This is a genomic window from Alteromonas sp. AO-Serp, assembly GCF_017849675.1.
Classification (GTDB): Bacteria; Pseudomonadota; Gammaproteobacteria; order Enterobacterales; family Alteromonadaceae; genus Alteromonas; species Alteromonas macleodii.
Genome location: NZ_JAFLMX010000270.1, coordinates 1 through 21,949, shown reverse-complemented (window position 1 = coordinate 21,949; position 21,949 = coordinate 1). Strand labels below are relative to the sequence as shown.

General features: G+C 47.2%; 17 protein-coding genes. 1 reads left to right on the top strand and 16 read right to left on the bottom strand.

Annotation, left to right across the window (positions count from 1 at the left end; genetic code table 11):
- Window positions 1–3: 3 nt before the first annotated feature.
- The 15 genes from QVA83_RS17780 to QVA83_RS17710 all read right to left on the bottom strand — a co-directional run bounded on the left by QVA83_RS17780 (window position 4) and on the right by QVA83_RS17710 (window position 17,087).
- Entirely contained in the window at window positions 4–774 is a 771-nt protein-coding gene (locus tag QVA83_RS17780; protein WP_014977223.1) for a cell division protein FtsQ/DivIB, read from the bottom strand.
- A gap of 2 nt (window positions 775–776) precedes the next feature.
- Window positions 777–1,760: a D-alanine--D-alanine ligase gene (locus tag QVA83_RS17775; protein WP_014950427.1), complete on the bottom strand. Its 984-nt coding sequence runs from the start codon at window positions 1,758–1,760 to the stop codon at window positions 777–779.
- A 1-nt stretch (window position 1,761) separates the two neighbouring features.
- On the bottom strand, window positions 1,762–3,207 hold the full coding sequence (gene murC / locus QVA83_RS17770; protein WP_014950428.1) for a UDP-N-acetylmuramate--L-alanine ligase: 1,446 nt from the start codon (window positions 3,205–3,207) through the stop codon (window positions 1,762–1,764).
- Window positions 3,207–4,325 (bottom strand): undecaprenyldiphospho-muramoylpentapeptide beta-N-acetylglucosaminyltransferase, encoded by a 1,119-nt coding sequence (murG, locus tag QVA83_RS17765; protein WP_014950429.1) that lies wholly within the window; start codon window positions 4,323–4,325, stop codon window positions 3,207–3,209. The genes murC and murG overlap by 1 nt, the downstream gene beginning before the upstream one ends.
- The gene (ftsW, locus tag QVA83_RS17760) at window positions 4,318–5,742 is read right to left on the bottom strand and encodes a cell division protein FtsW (RefSeq protein ID WP_014950430.1); all 1,425 of its coding nucleotides are present in this window, start codon (window positions 5,740–5,742) and stop codon (window positions 4,318–4,320) included. Before ftsW ends, murG begins: the two co-directional genes overlap by 8 nt.
- Entirely contained in the window at window positions 5,739–7,283 is a 1,545-nt protein-coding gene (gene murD / locus QVA83_RS17755) for a UDP-N-acetylmuramoyl-L-alanine--D-glutamate ligase (RefSeq protein ID WP_156078740.1), read from the bottom strand. The genes ftsW and murD overlap by 4 nt, the downstream gene beginning before the upstream one ends.
- A gap of 21 nt (window positions 7,284–7,304) precedes the next feature.
- On the bottom strand, window positions 7,305–8,387 hold the full coding sequence (gene mraY / locus QVA83_RS17750) for a phospho-N-acetylmuramoyl-pentapeptide-transferase (RefSeq protein WP_014950432.1): 1,083 nt from the start codon (window positions 8,385–8,387) through the stop codon (window positions 7,305–7,307).
- Entirely contained in the window at window positions 8,381–9,790 is a 1,410-nt protein-coding gene (locus tag QVA83_RS17745) for a UDP-N-acetylmuramoyl-tripeptide--D-alanyl-D-alanine ligase (RefSeq protein ID WP_156078741.1), read from the bottom strand. The genes mraY and QVA83_RS17745 overlap by 7 nt, the downstream gene beginning before the upstream one ends.
- Window positions 9,787–11,352, bottom strand: coding sequence for a UDP-N-acetylmuramoyl-L-alanyl-D-glutamate--2,6-diaminopimelate ligase (locus QVA83_RS17740; RefSeq protein ID WP_278711811.1), 1,566 nt, complete (start codon window positions 11,350–11,352; stop codon window positions 9,787–9,789). The genes QVA83_RS17745 and QVA83_RS17740 overlap by 4 nt, the downstream gene beginning before the upstream one ends.
- Window positions 11,342–13,117 carry a peptidoglycan glycosyltransferase FtsI gene (locus QVA83_RS17735; RefSeq protein WP_014977227.1) on the bottom strand — a complete coding sequence of 592 codons (1,776 nt, stop codon included), beginning with the start codon at window positions 13,115–13,117 and terminating at the stop codon, window positions 11,342–11,344. Before QVA83_RS17735 ends, QVA83_RS17740 begins: the two co-directional genes overlap by 11 nt.
- Window positions 13,114–13,449 carry a cell division protein FtsL gene (gene ftsL, locus QVA83_RS17730; protein WP_014950436.1) on the bottom strand — a complete coding sequence of 112 codons (336 nt, stop codon included), beginning with the start codon at window positions 13,447–13,449 and terminating at the stop codon, window positions 13,114–13,116. The genes QVA83_RS17735 and ftsL overlap by 4 nt, the downstream gene beginning before the upstream one ends.
- Window positions 13,446–14,387, bottom strand: coding sequence for a 16S rRNA (cytosine(1402)-N(4))-methyltransferase RsmH (gene rsmH / locus QVA83_RS17725; protein WP_014950437.1), 942 nt, complete (start codon window positions 14,385–14,387; stop codon window positions 13,446–13,448). Before rsmH ends, ftsL begins: the two co-directional genes overlap by 4 nt.
- Complete coding sequence (mraZ, locus tag QVA83_RS17720; protein WP_012519465.1) at window positions 14,384–14,842, bottom strand: division/cell wall cluster transcriptional repressor MraZ; 459 nt, start codon at window positions 14,840–14,842, stop codon at window positions 14,384–14,386. Before mraZ ends, rsmH begins: the two co-directional genes overlap by 4 nt.
- A 491-nt stretch (window positions 14,843–15,333) precedes the next feature.
- Window positions 15,334–16,158 (bottom strand): putative porin, encoded by an 825-nt coding sequence (locus QVA83_RS17715; RefSeq protein ID WP_014950438.1) that lies wholly within the window; start codon window positions 16,156–16,158, stop codon window positions 15,334–15,336.
- Window positions 16,159–16,316: 158 nt separating this feature from the next.
- Window positions 16,317–17,087 carry a SapC family protein gene (locus QVA83_RS17710; protein WP_014950439.1) on the bottom strand — a complete coding sequence of 257 codons (771 nt, stop codon included), beginning with the start codon at window positions 17,085–17,087 and terminating at the stop codon, window positions 16,317–16,319.
- Window positions 17,088–17,480: 393 nt separating this feature from the next.
- Between QVA83_RS17710 and QVA83_RS17705 the strand changes: the two genes are divergently transcribed.
- Window positions 17,481–18,731, top strand: coding sequence for a dipeptidase (locus QVA83_RS17705; protein ID WP_287498759.1), 1,251 nt, complete (start codon window positions 17,481–17,483; stop codon window positions 18,729–18,731).
- A gap of 85 nt (window positions 18,732–18,816) precedes the next feature.
- Here QVA83_RS17705 and QVA83_RS17700 read toward each other — a convergent pair whose 3' ends face one another.
- Entirely contained in the window at window positions 18,817–21,942 is a 3,126-nt protein-coding gene (locus QVA83_RS17700) for an efflux RND transporter permease subunit (RefSeq protein WP_287498760.1), read from the bottom strand.
- Window positions 21,943–21,949 lie beyond the last annotated feature (7 nt).

Below are 21,949 nucleotides of genomic sequence, written 5' to 3'. Positions count from 1 at the left end.
TCCTTAACTCTCTTCATCTGTGGCGCTGTCGTCTTTCCATCCGACTGCTACGCCCGTGTCATAGCGAAGGTCGACGTATTTCACCGCCTTCTCTTGTTGCGCCAGAAGTGGATAAACATCAATAAAGCGTTGTAGCCTATCGATAAACTCCTGACGTCCTAAATTCAATTTAATGCCGTTTTTCAACTGCACTTGCCATGCAAATCGCTCGCTTAAGGACAGCTCGTCTAACGTCATATCCGTCGTCGCTATCAACGCGTGCATGGCGTTGTAGCCTTCAAGGGCGGTTTTTTCGCTGCCACCCGGGCCGTAAAGGCGCGGTAAGTCTAACTTCACGCCTTCGTCGTTAAACGTATCGCCATAAGGGTTTAACAACAAATCTTCATTCCATTGTGCAACCGGCTGCTGCTCAACCAAATAAATTTTTAACGTATTTGGCCACTTCTTTCTTACTGACGCGCGATAAACCCAAGGCTGCGCTTCAACAAGCTCAAATACTTCGTTGACGTCAAGCGCGAAAAAACTTCCAGGCTGCGCCTTGCGTATTAACCGCTCTAGCTTGGTAATATCGATGTGCTGATAATCACCAGAAAAATCGATAACCTGTACCGGCATTTGCTGTTCATCCTGCAAATACTGGTTTGCTTTAAGCCCACCAAACACTAATCCAGCAATAACAAACAGTAAGAAAGCGACGCCGCCCCACACTGCCGTTTTACTTTTGCCGCTCTTTGCAGAAGCGGGCTTACCTTGATTAGTGTTGGTATCAGCCACGTTTACGCCTTGTTTGCAACGTCATCAAAACTGGTAGAAAGAATACTTAATACCAGTTCATCAAAAGTTAATCCTGCAACTTTGGCTGCCTTAGGCACCAAACTTTTTTCTGTCATGCCAGGCACTGTGTTCGCCTCTAGCAAATAAAACTGCCTTTGGTTGTCCTGCATAACGTCAATTCTACCCCAGCCGCTGCCAGAAATAGCATCAAAAGCACGGGATGCTAGTTTTGCTAGCTGTGCTTCTTGCTCTTCAGACAAGCCGCTTGGGCAATAGTATTCTGTTGTATTATCCTGATATTTCGCAGCATAATCATAGAATGTATGTGGAGTAGACATGCGAATAGACGGCAACGCCTGTCCCTGCAATACAGAAACAGTGAATTCGGGGCCATCTATATACTGCTCTAACAGGACTTGATTATCGTATTTAAAGGCGTCCTGAATGGCAGTTTCGAGCTGTTTAGCGCTTGTCACTCTCGCCATGCCAATACTCGACCCTTCTCTGGCCGGTTTTACCATGACTTCATTCCCCAATTTATCCATTATAGCGCTGCACTTACCAGCTTCAAAGTGCCTTTTATCAGCAATTTCATATTTTGCAGTGGGTAAGCCTAAACTTTGCCACACTTGCTTAGTATGAATTTTGTCCATTGCCAGCGCAGAACCTAAAACTCGGCTTCCCGTGTAGGGGATTTTTAGGAACTGAAGGGCTCCTTGCATAGAGCCATCTTCACCACCGCGACCGTGCAGCATAATGAGCGCTCTATCGACGTTAAGGTCGATAAGGTCGGTCAGAGGTCGCTCTGCTGGGTCAAACGCAAACGCATCTACGCCTTGTCGTAACAATGCATTTAACACCGCATTGCCCGAATTAAGCGATACTTCCCGTTCGGCAGAGTCACCGCCGAGCAGCACAGCTACTTTGCCATACTCGTTCGGCGAGTGGGTTTTCTGTGAGTGAATACTTACTGAAGGTGTAAACATCTTATTCCCCTTCCTTTGCAAGTGTGATCGGCTCTAGCGCGTGACGAGCTAAGAGCTTAGCAATTTGTCCGATGTTGCCCGCCCCTTGGGTCATAACGATGTCGCCATCTTGCATGATATTCGCCAAAATAGCTGGTAAGGCGTCTTTGTCACCTACGTACACAGGCTCTATTTGACCGCGCTGACGAATGGAACGGCATAGCGCTTTACTGTCAGCACCTTCAATAGGTTGTTCACTGGCAGCATATACATCCAGAAGCAACAGTGCATCAACGCTCGACAGTACCTCAACAAAGTCTTCGTAAAGGTCGCGGGTGCGCGTAAAGCGATGAGGCTGGTAAACCATAACCAAGCGCTTATCAGGCCAGTTTGCACGAGCCGCAGCGATAGTCGCCCTTACTTCCGTTGGGTGGTGACCATAGTCATCGACTAAACACACCTCGCCCTTACTGGTAGTAAACGTACCTAGCTGCTCGAAACGACGACCTATGCCGCCAAAACTAGCTAGTGCGCGAATGATAGCGTCGTCATCTACACCTTCATCCGTTGCTACAGCGATAGCGGCAAGCGCATTAAGCACATTGTGGTTACCGGTGAGGTTCAGCGTTATATCTAACGGTTCGCGTTCTGGGCGAATAACCGTAAAATTCGCTTTACCGAATGACAGTGAAACATTTTCTGCGCGATAGTCATTGTGAGATTCAAAACCGTAGGTCAGAATACTTCGGCCTATACGAGGGCGAATCTCTTGAATATTTGCATCGTCACCGCACACGATGGCCTGCCCGTAAAAGGGTAGGTTCGACAAGAAATCAACAAAGGTATCTTTCACCTTTGAGAAATCGCCACCATAAGTATCCATATGGTCGGCTTCAATATTGGTCACCACGGAAACCATCGGCTGCAAGTGAAGGAAGGACGCATCGCTCTCGTCAGCCTCTGCTATAAGATAACGGCTTTTACCCAAACGCGCATTCGTACCAGCACTGTTAAGCAAACCGCCGATAACAAACGTAGGGTCATACTCCGCTTCTGCGAAAATCGTTGAAATTAAACTGGTTGTGGTCGTTTTGCCGTGGGTACCCGCCACCGCAATACCGTGGCGGAATCGCATCAATTCTGCCAGCATTTCTGCACGGCGAATAATCGGAATGCGCTTTTCACGAGCCACGATAATCTCTGGGTTTTGCTCGTTGATGGCGCTAGACACCACAATAACGTCCATGCCTTCAACATTTTCCGCACGGTGGCCTATTTTCACATCAGCACCTAATTCGCTTAGCCGCTGTGTCATTGGCCCTTCTTGAATGTCAGAGCCAGCAATAGCATAACCTTCGTTTAATAATACTTCGGCAATACCACCCATACCGGCACCGCCGATACCAATAAAGAATATATTTTTAACCCTGCGCATTTGCGGGCTTTCAAATGGGGTTTTAAAAACCATTAGTCCCCTACTCCTACCACGCTTTTTACGTGGCTTACTACATTTTCCGTGGCATGAGTGCTTGCACATGTTTTTGCTACAGCGCCCATCTTTAAGCAGTCTTCAGGGTGTTGTAACCACTGACGCACCGCCTGCCCTAAATTTTCTTTTAATACAGATTGAGCAATCATCAGTGCCGCATTTTGCTTAACTAACGACTGCGCATTTTTTGTTTGGTGATCGTCTACCGCAAAAGGTAGCGGTACGAAAATCGCCGCGCGTCCGGCAGCTGCAACTTCACTTACCGTAAGCGCACCGGCTCTACAGACAACAAAGTCTGCCCATTCATAAGCTGCGGCCATGTCATCAATAAAGTCACTGACATCGATTTTCGACATATCTGCGCCCACCGACGTGTAGGCTTTAATGACACCTTCACTGTTGCCTTTACCGCACTGGTGTTTTATTGATAAACCTTCTAGCACCCCGCAAGTCTCCGGCACGGTTTCATTGAGAATTTGTGCGCCTAAACTGCCGCCTACAACAAGTAAATTAAGGCCTTGTTTATGCTCTGTGGTGTTTTCACGAGCGTCTGCGTCAATGTCTACAGATTTGGGCTTCACCTGCCAAATTTCATCACGAACAGGATTGCCCACAGTATGCACCTTAGTAGCGCCACCTGAAAATTGTTCTTTGGCATCGTCAAAGCCCAGAAGCACGCGACTTGCGAATTTACTAAGAAGCTTATTGGTCATGCCTGCCGCCGCATTTTGTTCATGCACAATAACGGGAATACCTAAGCTTTTTGCAGCAACCCCACCAGGGCCGCTAGCGTAACCGCCAAACCCAACAACGATATCAGGTTGAAGGCGCTTTATAATTCGCCTTGCAGAAAATAAGCTTTTAACTAACGCAACAGCACCTTGAAGACGTGCCGTAACACCTTTGCCACGAAGCCCTTTTACCGGAATAAAGTGAATAGGTATGTCGTGCTTAGGCACAACTTGCGCTTCCATCCGCTCGGCGGTGCCTAGCCAATGAATGTCCCAACCTTCCTTTCGAAGCGCGTTTGCCACTGCAAGGCCTGGGAAAACATGCCCGCCTGTACCGCCAGCCATAATTAAGCAACGCTTAGCCATTATCAGCCTCCTGCGCTACCCGCGCGAGTATAGCTTTAATGCCAGCTTTTCCTTCATCTTCTGCACTTGATGTTTTGGCGCCAGGTTTAGCTTCAACCGTCGCTGTAGAAAAATCCGCTTCATCGGCCCCGCTCTCTACACTTGCCTCACCTTCAGCTTGTGACGCTTTAGTTTGCGACGCGCTTGTAGGAATAGGCTTTTTACGGCGGGCCTTGCTCTTACCGGATTTGCTGTCGCCCCGGCCAATCGCCTGTACGCCATCAACCCGTAATTCAAAATCGATACGAAGTAATATGGCTACTGCTACTGACATGATGATAAGTGACGAGCCGCCGTAGCTAACTAACGGCAGTGTTAACCCTTTTGTTGGCAGAATACCTGCGCTTGCACCAATATTTACCGCCGTTTGGAAACTGAACCAGATGCCTATGCTGTAAGCCATGTAACCATCAAACGCTCGCCCTTTTTCAAGTGCCTTATTTCCAATGCTCAGTGCACGCAACACCATCCACAAAATAAGGCCGAGTACGGCAAGCACACCAACGAAGCCCAGCTCTTCCGCCAAGATGGCCATAACAAAGTCAGTGTGTGCTTCGGGTAAGAATTCCAGTTTTTGCAAGCTATTGCCTAGGCCTTGCCCAAACCAGTTACCCCGGCCATAGGCCATTAAAGACTGGGTTAGCTGATAACCAGCGCCAAACGGATCAGCCCAAGGGTCTAAAAAGGAAGTAACCCGTTTCATTCGGTATTCTTCAAACACGATAAGCGCTACAACCGCCAATATGCCTGCAAACACCAGTGCGAAGAACTGCCAAAGTCGTGCACCCGCTAAAAACAGCAAGCCAATCGTGGTTGCAAACATCACAACGACGGTACCTAAGTCTGGCTGTAGCAGTAATAGCATCGCTAACGCAAAGAACACGACAAGGGGTTTAATAAATCCTTTTAGATTTTCGGTCACTTCTTCGTAGCGGCGAACCAGATAACCCGCCAAATAGGCAAAGAAAAAGAGCTTCGCCGGCTCGGCAGCTTGAATGGTTATAGGCCCAATCGCCAACCAACGGGTACTCCCGTTTACAGTTCTCCCAACTACCAGAACTGCTAACAATAGCGCGATGGCCGCGAGCAGAAGATAGGGATTAGTCATGCGCCAAAACTGCATGGGCAAATTCAGCACTACCATAGCGGCAACGATCGCCCCAACAATGTAAATACCGTGGCGAATAGCAAAATAGAAGGGGTTGTCGTGCAGCCTATCGGCCACCGGCATCGACGCCGAGGTGACGATAATAATGCCAATACTCATTAGCGCGAGCGCAATTAAGATAAGCGTCACGTCATAGGGGTGCGTTGCCGAAGGTTGTCCGTCGTGCTTCGCGGCAAATAACGCGCTAAGTTTGGTAGAGGCAGCAATCATGATGTGGCCTCCACAGCGTCGTCGTTCTTACTGTGTAGATTAAGTAGGTCGTGTACATCTTGTTTAAACACGTCACCGCGATGCATATAGTTCTTAAACATATCTAAACTTGCACACGCAGGCGAAAGCAGAACAACATCACCAGGGGCAGCAAGTCTTGTTGCTGCTTTTACGGCGTCTTTCATCGTTGCCACACGAGTTGTATGCGCAAAACTCTTTTCAAACAGGTGTGCATCTTTGCCCAAAGCAAACACGTGCGATACATATTTAGTTAGATAAGGCGAGAGGCTGGCTATATCAGCGCCTTTAGCGTCACCACCTGCAATAAGAATGAGCTTCCCTTGTATAGTCGGGGCTAACCCTTCAAGGGCAGCTATAGTGGCGCCAATGTTGGTTGCTTTGGAGTCGTCGATATATCGGATGTCGTTTACACGGGCTATTTCCACACAACGATGTGGTGCAGCTTTAAAACTGTGTAGATGTTTAACCGCGAGCGCTGGCGAAACACCTAGCTGAAGGCAGATACCCAATGCAGCCATGATGTTTAGTACGTTGTGCATGCCCGCCAAATGAATATCGCTAAGGGCAATAAGCTTTTCGCCTTTAAACGTTATATATAGACTTTGTTCATCGTCACGAGCACTATCGTCACCGTCAAAAGACGCAATCGCAAGCCCTGTGGTCGACTCTCCCAGTCCATATTCAACGATATTTTTTGACGCTAGCGCGTCTTCATTAAATTCGGCATTAGATACAGCATTAGATTCGCCATCAGATACTGCATTTGATGCAGCAATCCCCTTAGCATCGGTAATAAGCTGCTCGTAAGGTGCTACAAACTCACCGTCTCGCCACACAACCGCAGATTTCGCGTTATCAAAAATGCGATGCTTGGCATCGATATAGGCTTCAAGGGTACCGTGACGGTCTAGGTGATCATCGGAAATATTAAGGACAGTAGCAGCTTCGAGCACCAAGCTAGACGTTGTTTCAAGTTGAAAACTTGATAACTCCATCACCACTACATCTGCATCACTTTGAAGCGCTTCAAGCACAGGGCGACCTACGTTACCCGCTTCAATACTTTTTACGCCGCAGCTTTTGAGCAGATGGTTCACTAATAAAGTAACCGTGGTTTTGCCGTTAGAGCCGGTTATACCTACTACGCGCTTAGCTGGCGTAGCATCACTCGTGGAGGCATTTAATCGGGCAAACAATTCCACGTCGCCGATCACCTCAACACCACACTTTTGCGCTAAAGCCACTTGTTCAATATTCAGAGCAAGCCCCGGGCTTAACACCAAGGTGTCTACACCATCAAAGTAATCTTCGCTTAGAGCAGTGCAAGTGACCTTCTCTGCCATAAACGCTTGCATGTCGGTATCAAGATCAGAATCAGGGTCGGTAACTAGAGTAAAATTAGCACGGGTATCAAATGCTTTAACCGTTGCCTGCTTTTGCAACAAAAAGCGCACGCAAGCCTGACCTGTAACACCTAGGCCACCGACTACATAACTATGCTCACGTACGTTATACGACATTAATACTTATCTCTTTACCGCTTATCTAAGTTTGAGGGTAGCAAGACCCACCAACACCAAAATGATTGAAATGATCCAAAAACGCACTATTACGCGCGGCTCTGGCCAGCCCTTCAATTCATAGTGATGGTGAATAGGCGCCATACGAAAAATACGCTGGCCACGCAGTTTGTAAGAACCTACCTGAAGGATGACCGACAGGGTTTCCATAACAAAAACACCACCCATGATGATTAACACCAATTCTTGGCGCACCAATACAGCAAGCACGCCTAGTGTGCCGCCCAACGCTAGTGAGCCAACGTCGCCCATAAATACTTGTGCCGGATACGTGTTAAACCATAAAAAGCCTAAGCCTGCACCGACCATGGCGGTACACACAATCACCAGTTCGCTGGTGAGCGGAATATGAGGAATATTCAGGTATTCGGCAAAGTTCGCATTACCTGTTACATAAGCAAATATGGCAAATGCGCCCGCCACTAAAATAGTAGGCACGATGGCAAGTCCATCCAAGCCATCGGTAAGGTTTACCGCATTACTGGTGCCTACAATGGCAAAGTAAGTAATGATGATGAAGAACGCCCCCAGCTGCGGAAACACTTCTTTGAAGAAAGGCACCAGTAGTGAGGTTTCAGCGCTTATTGTTGCACTGCTGTATAGATAGAATGCGACGCCTAACGCAACCACAGATTGCCAGAAATATTTCCAACGGGCGATAAGCCCCTTCGAATCTTTGCGGATCACTTTTCTGTAGTCGTCAACAAACCCAATAATACCGTAAGCCACAACCACGGTAAGGGTTACCAACACATAACGGTTAGTCAGGTCAGCCCAAAGCAGGCCGCTTACTACAATTGCTGCGAGTATAAGTAACCCGCCCATAGTGGGTGTGCCTGATTTTGACAAATGGCTTTGCGGGCCATCGTCTCGTACAGTTTGACCAATTTGCATACGCTGCAAATAACGAATCATCTTAGGGCCAATAAGAATGGCAATAAGTAATGCGGTCAGCGTGCTTAAAATTGCACGAAGGGTAAGGTATGAAAATACGTTAAACCCTGAATCGAATTGTGTCAGCCAGTCGGCTAGCCAAATTAACATGCTATTCGCTCCCGACGGCTATCGTGCTTTCCCAGCGCAGAGGCCTCTACCGCCTCTACCACACGTTCCATTCTGGAACTGCGTGAACCTTTAACTAAAATTGAAATATCGCGCTGCTGCACTAACAAATCACTCTCCATTGCGGCCAACAAACTTTCAACATCGCTGAAATGGCCACCATTTTCATTAAACACAGCACTGGCTGATTGACTCAAAACACCCATGGTATACAGGTAATTAATTCCTTTTTGTTTAGCGTATTCCCCCACCTGCTCGTGGTAAAAACGCGCTTTTTCACCCAACTCTTTCATGTCGCCTAGAACAAGAACGCGGATACCTGAAAAGCTACTTAGCGTATCAATTGCCGCATTTACAGACGCCACGTTGGCGTTGTAGGTGTCATCTAACAGGCGAACCTGTTCGGTAAGCTGCTTTACATTCAAGCGGCCGCTAACTTGCTTCATGGCAAGTAAGCCGTCGCGCACGTTTTCTAGTGTGGCGCCAACTTGCAGCGTTAATGCCGCAGCGACAAGGGCATTCCCCACGTTGTGAACGCCAGGAATAGTAAGCTGAATAGACATATCTCCTTGCGAGCAAACCAAGTGGAATGCGGCGCACCCATCTAGCCCAATAGTGATATCTTCTGCTCTAAAGTCAGCATCGTTTTTCTGCTGGGGCGAAAACGTTAGCGTTTTGGTCTGTTTAAGTTTGCCTTGCCAAAATTCAGAAAACTGGCTATCAACATTGACTACCGCCACGCCGTCACTGCCTAAGCCTTTAAAAATTTCACTTTTGGCGCGCGCTACACCTAGCAAACTTCCAAAGCCTTCTAGATGAGAAGCGGCGGCGTTTACGATAGTCGCGACGTCCGGCTTAACAAGGTTCGTGGTATAGGCGATTTCACCAATGTGATTTGCGCCTAACTCCATCACTGCATATTCATGCTGAGGTTCAAGGCGTAGAAGGGTTAGCGGCACACCGATATCATTATTGAAGTTACCGTTTGTGGCTAATACATTGCCTCTTCGCTCCAAAATAGCGGCACACATTTCCTTTACGGTGGTTTTGCCACTGCTTCCGGTAATCGCAATCGTTTTGGGCGCCACATAAGCTTTTACTGCCGCACCTAATAGACCAAGTGCTTCTTTGGTATCTTCAACCATGATGACAGGTAACGAGGTTGCTACGTCTTCACTGGCAATAACCGCACTTGCTCCCGCTTTCTCTGCCGTTGAAATAAAATCATGGCCGTTAAAATTCGGACCTTTCAAGGCCAAGTAAACTGCGCCATCTTCTAGGGTGCGGGTATCGGTACTTACTGCAGACACTTCAACGTCAGCAGCGCCTTTTAATAATTTTCCATTAACCTTTTCGGCTATCCATGACAGCGTTGTTGTTATCATTTGCTGTACTCCTGTTGCAGTCGCGCCACAACTGCACGTTCGTTATAGTTAGTCTTTTTGTCACCGATAATTTGGTAATCTTCATGGCCTTTTCCGGCCACGATGATGATGTCGCTTTCATGCGCATGCTCAAGGCAATGACGAATAGCTTGCTCGCGATCGGGAATAGACACTGCCAGATCACGGTTTTTCAAACCCGCAATGATATCCTCGGCGATAGATTCAGGGCTTTCACTGCGACTGTTATCTGTGGTGATCACAATAGCGTCAGCACCAACCTCGGCAGCCTGCCCCATTAACGGTCGCTTGCCTTTGTCTCTGTCCCCGCCACAGCCAAACACACACCACACTTTGCCCGTTGTATGGAATTTGGCGCTTAACAGCACTTTCTCCAGAGCGTCTGGTGTATGCGCGTAGTCCACCACCAAGTTAGCGGCACCCGTTACAGAGAAAACTTCCATTCGCCCGGGTACAGGCGTGATCGCATTTACCGCGTTAACCACGTCATCAAAACGCTCACCTTCAGCGAGTAACGTACCTATAGCACTCAATACATTACTGATATTGAACTTTCCGAATAGTGGCAGCGAAATAGCAGCGCTTCCCCACGAACTCACCAGTTCAAAGCTACATCCACCTGCATGATAAGAAGCATTTGTGGCGAAACAATGGCGACTTTGAGGATTGTTATGCTCTCGCAAGTATTCACTTTCACCCCTTCCATCCAGACCACTTTCGTCTATACCTGTCCAGATGCGTGTAATCGACTTATCTGCTGCACCATCCCACTTCTTACTTTCATCATCATTAGCGTTTAATACCACAGCCTTTAAACCTGGCTGCTGAAGCAGCAAGCGCTTGGCTTTGCCGTACTCTTCCATGGTGCCGTGGTAATCGAGATGATCTCGAGTAAGGTTGGTGAAAACAGCGATATCGGTTTTTACTGTACCAAGCCGACCTTGAACCAATGCGTGAGAACTTGCTTCGAAGGCCGTATGGCGCACTTCACTTTGCACAAAGTCTGCCAACAAATACTGCATACGTATGGCATCGGGCGTAGTGTTTGCTGCCGGCGTGTTCGACCACTGGGTTTCATCGCCTTCAAACACACTGCTCCCTAGAGTTCCGATGCTTGCACTACGTGTACCTAACGCATCCTTAAGCTGGGTAAGCAATTGAACTGTAGAGGTTTTTCCGTTTGTCCCTGTCACTGCTACCGTCGTCATTTTCTGAGCAGGGTAGTCGTAAAATGCAGCAGCTAATGCAGAGAGCATTTGTGGTAATTCATACAGCGAGATAATGACGCTGTGGTCACGCATTTCCATCTGACCATGGGCACTACTGTCTTCAGTTTGCGCCAGAATTACACGGGCCCCTAAACTTATTGCCTGGGGTATAAAATCTCGACCATCGCGTTCGTGGCCCTTAATTGCCAAGAACGCTAAGCGTGTATTCACTTCTCGGCTGTCTAGCGTTAAACCTTCAATGCGGATATCTGGGGCGTCTACACCAAATTTCGCCAATAAAGCTTTTATACTTTGAATAAAGGCACTAACTACCACTTTGACCTCCTTTCAATAAGCGGCTAGATGTAACCTGCTTGTCATCGGGCGTAACGTTTAACATGTGCAATGCGCCACCCATAATTGATGAAAAGACAGGTGCAGCGGTATCCCCCGCGTGATACAAATCACCGCCAGGTTCGTTGATCAATACAATAGTTACTAGCCTGGGGTCAGACACAGGTGCGATACCGGCGAAAATGTTGACGTACTCTTCGCCGTACCCGCCAGCCACCGCTTTTCGGCTTGTTCCTGTTTTCCCAGCAACGCGATAACCTGGTACCGACGCTTTTGTTGCTGTGCCGCCACGCTGGGTTACGCTTTCCATCATTTGAACAATAGCGTTAGCGTTTTCTTCGCTGATCACCCGCTCAGATTGAGCCTGCCATGAAGGTTGCTCTGGCGACTTGATGACATTAAGCGGTGTTTTAATACCGCCGTTCGCCAACGTTGCGTAAAGACGCCCCAACTGTGCAGTGGTAACCGAAATGCCGTATCCAAATGACAGCGTGGCTAGCTCAAATTCAGACCAGCGGCTGCGCTCATGAAAGATACCGCTACTCTCACCCGCCATATTAAGCCCTGTATCGCTCATTAAGCCCATATTGTAATAGGTATCCAGCAGGAACTGCTTAGGCACAGAAAGCGCCAGCTTCGACGTTCCCATATTTGAGGAATGCTGAATAATTTCTTCTAGCGTTAGTTCGCCGTAATTGCGCGAATCTTTTACTAGGCTGCCGCCTAATCGCATCCATCCTGGATGAGTGTTTACTGAGTCTTCAGGCTCCACTTCACCGAACTCTAATGCAGTAAGAACGGCCAGCGGTTTTAGCGCCGAGCCTGGTTCGAACGCATCGGTAATAACCCTGTTACGCATTCTGTGCGCAGAAATATCGCTTCTATCGTTAGGGTTGAACGACGGTGCATTCACCATGGCTAATACATCACCGCTTTTTACATCGATGACAATGGCGGAAGCCGAACTTGATTGGTAGTAAATCATGGCTTCTTTAATTTCTTTGTAAGCAAGTGCTTGAATGCGCTGATCGATGGTCAGCTGCAGGTCGCCGGCTTTTTCACCAGACTTTGTTTCCAAGATTTCTACCTGACGGCCTTTCGCATCGCGGCGTATTTTACGAGAACCCGGCGTGCCCGTTAGCCACTCGTTATACATGCGCTCCAAGCCTTCAACGCCCGTGTCGTCAACATCGGTTACGCCGATTAACTGCGCTGAAACTTCACCTGTAGGATAGTAGCGGCGGCTTTCACGGCGAAGATAAATGCCTGGAATGTCCAGTTTATCAACGTACTCTGCCATGGCAGGCGACACCTGACGCTGCAAGTAAACAAAGCGGCGTTTGGGGTTTGCCACTTTTTCTTTGAGTTCATTGACGTCTTGGCGCAGTACATCTGCCAGCGCTTCCCAACGGCGCTCTTCCTCGAAGCCGTTGTTTTCATGGATAACCTTAGGGTCTGCGTAGATGGCCCGAACAGGCACACTCACCGCCAGCTCAACACCATTTCTATCGGTAATGAGCCCGCGATAGGTTGGCATATCACGGGTTCTTAGTGTGCGGTTGTCGCCCTGTTGAATTAGCTCGTCTGGCTCAATAACTTGAATATAGGCTGCACGGGCGGCGAGCACGCTGAAAACTAGCATAATAACAACAAGCACAACGACAAAGCGCCAGTGCACTAAGCTTGGCGTGACATTTTGTTTTGCACCGGTTTTTTTACGTTGGCGAGAAAGTGCTGTTGTACTCATTTTAACTTCACCACTACTTCATCGTCTGCGGTTGGACGGTACATTTCTAACTGTTTTTCAACCAGGTTTTCTATGCGGTTATGCTCGGTCAACGCGCGTTGCTCAAGCACTAGGTTACGCCACTCGACATCAAGCTCATCTTTCTCTTGCATAAGGTCTTCAAGGGCAATGACCTGCTGTCTGTTGTGATGACTGCTTAGTGTCACTGCCATGGCACTTGTGATAACCATTAAATACAACAAAACCCGCAACTTGTTGCGGGTCAAATCTGAAACAATTATTAGCAGTAATTTAAAATTAGTGCTGGCCTTGTCTGGCGCGGCTTTGGTCATAACTTTTCTGCCACACGTAATACCGAACTGCGAGAGCGAACGTTGTTCGCAATCTCCTGTTCTGAAGGTTTTATCGCTTTGCCCAAGGCTTTTAACACTTTATCTGCATCTATTTCAGCCTGAGTAATCGGTAAGTTGTGCGGTACTGATTTCCCTTTACTTTGATCCTTAATGAAGCGTTTTACTAAACGGTCTTCAAGAGAGTGAAACGAAATAACGGCAAGACGTCCTTCTTTCGCCAACACCTGTGTCGCGGCTTTAAGGCCAACACGAAGTTGCTCAAGTTCCGCATTGATATAAATGCGAATACCTTGGAATGCACGGGTTGCCGGATGTTTAAACTTATCCTTTACAGGAACCGCTTCGTCGATAATTTTGGCTAGCTGAGCTGTGCGCGTAATGGGTGTTTCTTTTCGCGTGTTTACAATGGCATGGGCTATGCGTTTGCCGAACTTCTCTTCGCCAAACTCTTTAATAACCTGCGTAATGTCTTGTTCTTCGGCGTTAGCCAACCAGTCTGCAGCACTTTGTCCACGTGAGGTGTCCATACGCATATCCAGCGGACCGTCACGAAGGAAGCTAAAACCACGCTCGGCATCATCTAGCTGAGGTGAAGACACCCCTAAATCCATAAGCACACCGTCAATCTTACCGGTTAGTCCCAGCGCTTCGATTTCTTCTGCCATATCACCAAATGGTGAGTGGATAATGCTAAAACGCTTATCATCGGCGAAACGTTCTGCCGCTTTGATTGCTTGCGGGTCGCGGTCAAAGGCGATGAGACGCCCGTGTTCACCCAATGCATCCAAAATATGTGCTGAGTGCCCCCCACGGCCGAAAGTGGCGTCAATGTAGATACCGTTCGGTTTAATCGCTAGGGCTTCAATGCATTCATCAAGCAATACTGAAATATGTTTAAATTCGCTAGGCTGCGTCATAGAGAAAAGTCCTGTAATCGTTCGGTAAGTTCAAATTCGCCTTTGCGTTCGGTGTCTATATCAGCTTCAACTTGTTGTGCCCAAATATCGGCATCCCAAATTTCGAATTTGTTTAACTGACCAACTAACATGACTTCTTTTGAGAGTTTTGCGAAACTTCGCAGTGGAGTAGGAACAAGAATGCGCCCGCTTTTATCCATCTCACCTTCAGAAGCATAACCTAGTAGCAATCGCTGCAAGCGACGCTCGGCTGGGATCATGCTTGAAAGTTTAGAGAGTTTAAGCTCAATCTCTTCCCATTCGGGAAGTGGGTAAAGTAGCAAACAACTTTGTTGTGTATCGACTGTGCAGACCAGTTGTCCCTGACAATCATCCAGCAGCGACTGACGATACTTCGTCGGTATAGCCAGTCTGCCTTTTGTATCCAGATTGATTGCGTTAGCGCCGCGGAACATTCCCCTAGCCTTTTATTATTTGCTCTTGGTTTTCTTGTTTTTTGAGTACTAATCTGCAAAGTGATGATGATTTGATCCACAATTCGCCACATTTACCCACTGAGATACAGTTTAGGTATCAATGATCCCCACTGTCAAGTAGAAAAAAGGCGTGAAGGCCGCATAAACACTGGGTTTAAACTGGTTGGATATACAGTGTTTTTAGGAAGTGTATGATTAGGCGTGTAAAAAAGATTAAAAAATATTCAGGTGAGAAAAAATAAAGGTGTAATTAATCGATGAACTGCTGTTTTTGACTGTAAATAAGCGGCGAGATCTCACGATTATGTTTAACGCTGTTTTCAGCGGTATTACACGTATACTGAGTCGTAATTCAACCAGCTGCGCCACATCAGCACGTTAAAAAACGAGTGAGTTAACCCGACTAGTGCTAACTCACTGCATTTACATCAACGCGTGCCAACGCACAGCGATGATCAAGGTGTCCTAACTTAGAAACGATAGGATGCGGTTAGCGAGGCCACGTCACTGTCAACGTCACTATCTATATCTGTTTCATAGCTAGCAGACACTGAAAACTGCTCATTTACCCAGTAATCAAGCGCAACACCTGCGGTTTTTACATTATCGAACCCATCAGGTGCGTTGGTATAGCTGTAGCTTCCCTGAACGCTCAAACCTGGAGTGAAGAAATATCTGGCGCTGCCTGATAGAACGTCAATATCGTCTGCTACGTACTGAGCGGTAAAGTCCCAGCCTGTTCCCGCATTCCCTACCGTGGTATAACGTGTAAATACAAGTGGTGAAGTCTCATTCTCACTTTCGCTGTAATTATCTGTACCAGTATTAATATCGTAAGTGGCACGCTGATAGATGACACCTGCACCAATTTGCCATTGACGGGATAAGTTAAATCCGACTTTTAAATCAATATTTGTGTAATCCTCTTCACTGAATTCGTCGTCAAATTTACTGTGAGCGCCTTCTATGGCAAGCATCCACGTATCGTCTAGATAAAAAGTGCTGCCTAAATTAAATACGTCAATACCATCTAAATTGGCGTAACCACCAGATAAACTCGATACACGCTGAAGATAAGGGTTGATAAGGTAAGCGCCGCTGTTTCCGCTAACTTCTTCAAGGTAGCGCACATATCTTGCACCGTAGAGGTTGTCATCTACCCCTTCAAAATCGACAGCAGTTACCTGTACTTCGTTTTGTGTAGCTGCATGTGCTGCTGAGACTGTAAATACTGAAGCCGTGATAAGTGATAGTGCAGTTAGCGTAGTTTTTAGCTTATTAGTGTTAGTGTTCATGTCTTTTGTCCTTAAAAAATGTGTTGGGAACGATGTGTAAGATAAGACATTAAAACTTAACGGTTTCTGAACGAAACATGACGAAGTCTGAACGTGAATTTTAGGTACAAAAAAACCCGCAACTTTGCGGGCTTTTAAACTTCAAAATGAGGGAACGATTACGCGTTTGGCGCCGCTTCAGGTGCTGCTTCTTCTGCTTTAACCGCAGAAAGCTGCATGCTGCGAATTGGGTTTTCTGTGTCGTTAGAAAGCTCAACAAGGCGGTTTAGCTGACCAACAGACATCATTACTGCGTAGATAGCACCTAGGAAGCCTTGCTTGTGTAGCTCAAGCACCTGCTCTTCTGGCAGCTCAAGAAGCTTCTTCTCGTTGATGCTCATCATGCCGGTAACATTGCGCTGTTTACCATCTTGGTAAGTAAGGCGAATTTGAATTGGATCAAGAAGGTCTAGTTCAACGACTTTCGCAACAAAACGCTGAGTTAGCATTTCGCTATTCGCAAGGTCTGCTAGGAATTTCTGACGGTTATCTAGGAACTCGCTTGCTTCACCAGCTTCAGTGAATAGCGCTTGGCCTTCGTCAGAAATAAGGTCAGAGTTTTCATCAATGTAAACGCCAAGCTTGTCGCCGTCTGGACGCACGTCAAATGGATAGCGAAGGATGTTCATTGGAACGTGAGGGCCTTTCCAGCTGTCGCCAGTTAGAAAAAGGTTTTGACCTTGTTCCATACCAAGCATAGTCACAACGTGGTGACGCTTTGATGTAGTGTCTTCAATGAACACTAGCGGCATTGTCGCAGCTAGTTGTGCAAATTCACGGATCGTTGCTGCTGCAAGGTGTGTATTTTTCGCAAAGCTGAAAGATGTATTTACCGCAACCTTTAGGTCTTTATGCTTTTCTTTATCTAGCGGTACAAAATTAATAGCCATATTTATTTCTCATACTTGTTAGCTGTGGCCCCGGCTTGATTATGTGAGAAGAGCGGGTGCCACTAAAAAATTACGTCGGCCGCGCTGATGCATAGTAGTCATCGATAATTGGCGGAGCGCTTGGGAGTATCCCGTATTCGCGCAATGAAGTCACGCAGTCTTCACCATAACAAGTTTTAAATTTTTATTGCAATGTAAACTTGAAGTAAACAAGCACAAGCGCTCTAAAAATGAGCAATATCGACTAATTTAGGGCTTAGCGAGAGCAATCTGGGGTTAATGCATAGCAAGTAAAAGCCTATTGTCGCAGTGCGCATTATCCTTTAGTCTCGTATTGCTATTAAGTTAGCGGTTGTTGACCTAAGCGATAAAAAAACAAAATAAGGATTTTCTATGAAGGGGCGCTTCCCACTCTCATCTTGCGCATTACTTATCTCTGCGCTTTTTGCTTCACACTCTGTACTTGCTGAGACCTCTACTTATTCAGCATCTGAAAAAGCTATCAAGATCGCACAAGAAACTATTATTGTTGATGGACACATTGATGTTCCTTATCGCGTAAAGGAAAAGTGGGTTGATGTCACTAAAGCCACGCAGGACGGCGACTTCGACTACCCTCGTGCAGTATCTGGTGGTTTGAACGCCCCTTTTATGAGTATTTACGTGCCTGCTAGTTTAGACAACTCTCCAGAATCTACGCAGCTTGCCCACGAGCTCATCGATTCAGTAGAAGCCATTGTTGCCCGTGCACCTGATAAATTTGCCATTGCTAAAAGCCCTTCTGACGTAAAAGCCCAATTTGAAAAAGGGTTAATTTCACTGCCAATGGGCATGGAAAATGGTTCTCCTATTCAAGGTGACTTGGCGAATCTAACGGCTTTTTACGAGCGCGGGATTCGCTACATCACCCTTGCTCATAGTCAAGCTAACCACATTTCTGACTCTTCGTATGACCTGCGCAGAAAATGGAAAGGCCTTAGCCCGTTTGGCAAAACCTTAGTGGGCGAAATGAACAACATTGGTATTATGCTGGATATTTCCCATGTGTCTGACGACGCCTTTTACCAAGTTATTGAGTTAACAAAGGTGCCAGTTATAGCGTCACATTCTTCACTGCGCCGCTTTACCCCCGGTTTTGAGCGCAACATGGACGACGAGATGATCAAAAAACTCGGCGAAAATGGCGGTGTTATTATGATTAACTTTGGTTCTAGTTTTGTATCTAAAGAAGCTGGAAAGTGGCGTAGTGGCCTTACTGCAGCGCGCAAAGCCTTGGTTGAAAAAGAAGGCGAAGACAGCCCTAAGCTAGAGAACTTTGAAGAGAATTATCGCAAAGAAGTGCCATACCCTTATTCAACCCTTGATGAAGTGCTTGACCATATCGATCACGTGGTAAAACTGATTGGTGTTGATCACGTGGGTATTGGTTCAGACTATGACGGTGTAGGTGACTCACTCCCCATTGGGCTTAAAGACGTGGCGAGTTTTCCAAACCTAGTACAAGGATTGCTGGATAGAGGTTATAGCCGTACCGACATTGAAAAGATATTGAGCGGAAACCTTTTGCGCGTTTGGCAACAAGTTGAAGAATATGCGGAAGAGCATGCGGAAGGTTATGAGAAAGATCAGGCGGCATCGCACTAGTCGCGCAATGCTTTAAAAATGAAGCGTAGGGAAGCGTGTTATCGCTTCCCCATGCTTTATCTACTCTACTGCACTTTCAACTCTATTATTTTTTGCGTGACACAATTAAGTAAAACGCGCTTGGCAATACCAACAGTGTTAATACCAGTGCACTCGCCATACCGCCTACCATAGGCGCCGCAATGCGCTGCATCACTTCACTACCAGTTCCAGTGGCATAAAGCACAGGCAACAAGCCAACAATAATAGAAAGCGATGTCATCATAACTGGGCGAAGTCTTGCCGAGGCGGCATGGACAATAGCCTTTTTCACAAGCGCATCTTTTTTAGTGTTGCCATTTTCTGTTTCGTGGCTAGTGAGTGCATCTGATACATATTGGTTTAGATAGACCAGCATGATAACGCCTATTTCTACCGCTACACCTGCTAAGGCAATAAACCCAACACCTACCGCCACCGACAGATTGAAGTTAAGAAGGTAAAGCAACCATACACTGCCCACCAGCGCCAACGGTAAGGTCGCGAGTATGAGTGCCACATCGCGAAGGCGTTTAAATGCCAGATAAAGCAAAAGGCAGATAATGGCTAACGTTAGCGGTATAACCACCGACAGTTTTGCTTTCGCGCGCTCAAGGTAAGCAAACTGCCCCGCCCACGTAATGGAGTATCCAGTGGGTAAATCAAGTTGCTCTGACAAATGACGTTTTGCGCTATCTACATAACCCCCTAAGTCAATACCCGTGGCTGAGTCTGACGAGATATCAATGTATACCCATCCGTTTAATCGGGCATTTTCACTTTTAATCCCAGCCGGCCCGTCGTCAATACGCACAGTTGCCACATCGCCAAGGGTAATGTGAACACCGCTTGGCGTGACGAAAGGCATAGATGCTAGAGATTCAGGCGTATCGCGGTAGTGCTGTAAAAAACGCATGGCAATAGGAAAACGCTCACGCCCTTCCACTGACTGCGTAACCACTTTGCCGCCCACTGCCGAGCCCACAATACTGTGAACATCGTCTATCGTCATGCCATAACGCGCCGCCAACTGCCTGTCGATATCGATATAAACATAACGGCCACCTACCACCCGCTCAGCGTAAACTGATGCTGTGTTGGGCAGGTCTTTAAGCAGTGTCTCTATATCCTTTCCGATGGCTTCAATGCCCGCAAGGTCAGGCCCCGCAATCTTGATCCCAACAGGGGTTTTTATCCCGGTTGCCAACATGTCGATGCGGGTTTTAATTGGCATTACCCACGCATTGGTCAGACCAGGAAATTGCACCAGAGCGTTAAGCTCTTCTTTGAGCTTTTCAGTGGTCATGCCCGCCCTCCACTGGGCTTTCGGTTTAAGCTGAATGAAGGTTTCAATCATCGTCAATGGTGCAGGGTCTGTGGCCGTATCTGCGCGTCCAATTTTCCCGAATACCGTTTCAACCTCGGGCAAGGTTGCAATAAGCTTGTCCGTCTGCTGTAAAAGCTCTCTGGCTTTACCCACTGAAATACCTGGGTAGGTTGTAGGCATATACATCAAATCGCCTTCGTCCAGTTCGGGCATAAATTCACTACCTAGTTGGCTTAACGGCCAGTACATGGAAAGCAACAAGCAAAATGCCCCCGACAAAGTGAGCAGTGGGTAGTTAAGCAACCGCGTCAGCAATGGTTGATATACGCGCTCTAAAGCTCTATTTACCGGGTTCTGGGCTTCAGAACGTATTTTTCCGCGTACAAAATAACCCGCCAGCACAGGTACCAAGGTAATTGCCAGCGCCGCAGCTGCTGCCATGGCATAGGTTTTGGTAAAGGCAAGAGGCGCAAAAAGACGCCCTTCTTGTGCTTCTAACGCAAAAACAGGAATAAAGGATACGGTTATAATTAGGAGCGCAAAGAATAAAGCTGGACCAACTTCGGTGGTCGACTTAATCACCAGTTCCCAACGTTTGGCTGCCGAAAGCTTTGCAGAAGTTGGTATAGATGTTTGCGACTGGGCACTCCCTGACCCAACCTGACTTGCTGAATCCCTTTGACTCGCTGAATCCCTTTGACTCGCTGGGGCTCCCTGACTTGATGAAACAGCATGCTGATGAATGTGCTTGTGTAAATTTTCAACCACAACAATAGCGCCATCCACCATTGCACCAATAGCGATAGCAATGCCACCTAAAGACATGATGTTGGCATTAAGTCCCTGCAGCTTCATTACGATAAAGGCGGCGAGAATACCAATAGGCAAACTGATTAGCGCAACCATAGATGAACGTATGTGAAACAAGAAGATAGCGCATACCAGACCAACAACCAGCAATTCCTCAATTAGCTTATTGGTGAGGGTATCGACGGACTTATCAATAAGGGTGGAGCGATCGTACACGGGAACGATATTCACCCCTTCCGGCAAGCTCGCTTTTAATAAATCCAGCTTAGCTTTAACCGCATCGATAGTGGCTTTTGCGTTTTCGCCATAGCGCATCACTATAATGCCACCCACGGTTTCGCCATTCCCGTTTAGTTCAGCAATACCGCGGCGCATCAACGGGCTTTCTACCACTTGTGCTACATCATTAATCGTTATGCTAACGCCGTCCTTGATAACGCCTGTAGGCAACGACAGTATGTCGTCAATGCCCTGAATGTAGCTTTGCGCACTAACCATGTACTCTGCCTCGGCCATTTCAATAACCGAAGCGCCTGACGCGCGGTTACCCCGTTTAAGGGCAATTTCTATCATGGATGGCTGAATGTTATAGGCACGTAATTTTTCAGGGTCGACAATAACTTGATATTGTTTAACCATCCCTCCAACAGACGCCACTTCAGATACGCCTTCAACTGACTGTAGCTCAAACTTCAAGAACCAGTCTTGCAACGCCCTTAATTCACCAGCATCTAGCGCATTTGGCTGACTAGCATCGTTTTCCAACGCATAAATGTAAACCCAACCTACCCCTGTCGCATCTGGACCTAGCTGAGGTGTCACGCCTTCTGGAAGTTGCGAAGACGCTTGGCTTAGGTATTCCAGAACACGGCTTCGAGCCCAGTACATGTCTGTATCGTCATCAAAGATTATATATACGTAGGCATCGCCGAAGAATGAATACCCTCGCACCGTCTGTGCGCCAGGCACTGACATTAGCGCAGAGGTGAGAGGAAACGTCACCTGATCTTCCACCACTTGCGGCGACTGACCGGGATAGTTTACTTTCACTATCACTTGGCCA

Excerpts from the sequence above, each read along its gene's own strand:
- QVA83_RS17745 (WP_156078741.1), bottom strand. The coding sequence starts at position 9,790 with ATGATAACAACAACGCTGTCATGGATAGCCGAAAAGGTTAATGGAAAA.
- murD (WP_156078740.1), bottom strand. The coding sequence starts at position 7,283 with ATGTCGTATAACGTACGTGAGCATAGTTATGTAGTCGGTGGCCTAGGT.
- murC (WP_014950428.1), bottom strand. The coding sequence starts at position 3,207 with ATGGTTTTTAAAACCCCATTTGAAAGCCCGCAAATGCGCAGGGTTAAA.
- QVA83_RS17705 (WP_287498759.1), top strand. The coding sequence starts at position 17,481 with ATGAAGGGGCGCTTCCCACTCTCATCTTGCGCATTACTTATCTCTGCG.
- QVA83_RS17775 (WP_014950427.1), bottom strand. The coding sequence starts at position 1,760 with ATGTTTACACCTTCAGTAAGTATTCACTCACAGAAAACCCACTCGCCG.
- QVA83_RS17715 (WP_014950438.1), bottom strand. The coding sequence starts at position 16,158 with ATGAACACTAACACTAATAAGCTAAAAACTACGCTAACTGCACTATCA.
- QVA83_RS17735 (WP_014977227.1), bottom strand. The coding sequence starts at position 13,117 with ATGAGTACAACAGCACTTTCTCGCCAACGTAAAAAAACCGGTGCAAAA.
- QVA83_RS17710 (WP_014950439.1), bottom strand. The coding sequence starts at position 17,087 with ATGGCTATTAATTTTGTACCGCTAGATAAAGAAAAGCATAAAGACCTA.
- mraY (WP_014950432.1), bottom strand. The coding sequence starts at position 8,387 with ATGTTAATTTGGCTAGCCGACTGGCTGACACAATTCGATTCAGGGTTT.
- murG (WP_014950429.1), bottom strand. The coding sequence starts at position 4,325 with ATGGCTAAGCGTTGCTTAATTATGGCTGGCGGTACAGGCGGGCATGTT.
- rsmH (WP_014950437.1), bottom strand. The coding sequence starts at position 14,387 with ATGACGCAGCCTAGCGAATTTAAACATATTTCAGTATTGCTTGATGAA.
- ftsL (WP_014950436.1), bottom strand. The coding sequence starts at position 13,449 with ATGACCAAAGCCGCGCCAGACAAGGCCAGCACTAATTTTAAATTACTG.
- mraZ (WP_012519465.1), bottom strand. The coding sequence starts at position 14,842 with ATGTTCCGCGGCGCTAACGCAATCAATCTGGATACAAAAGGCAGACTG.
- ftsW (WP_014950430.1), bottom strand. The coding sequence starts at position 5,742 with ATGATTGCTGCCTCTACCAAACTTAGCGCGTTATTTGCCGCGAAGCAC.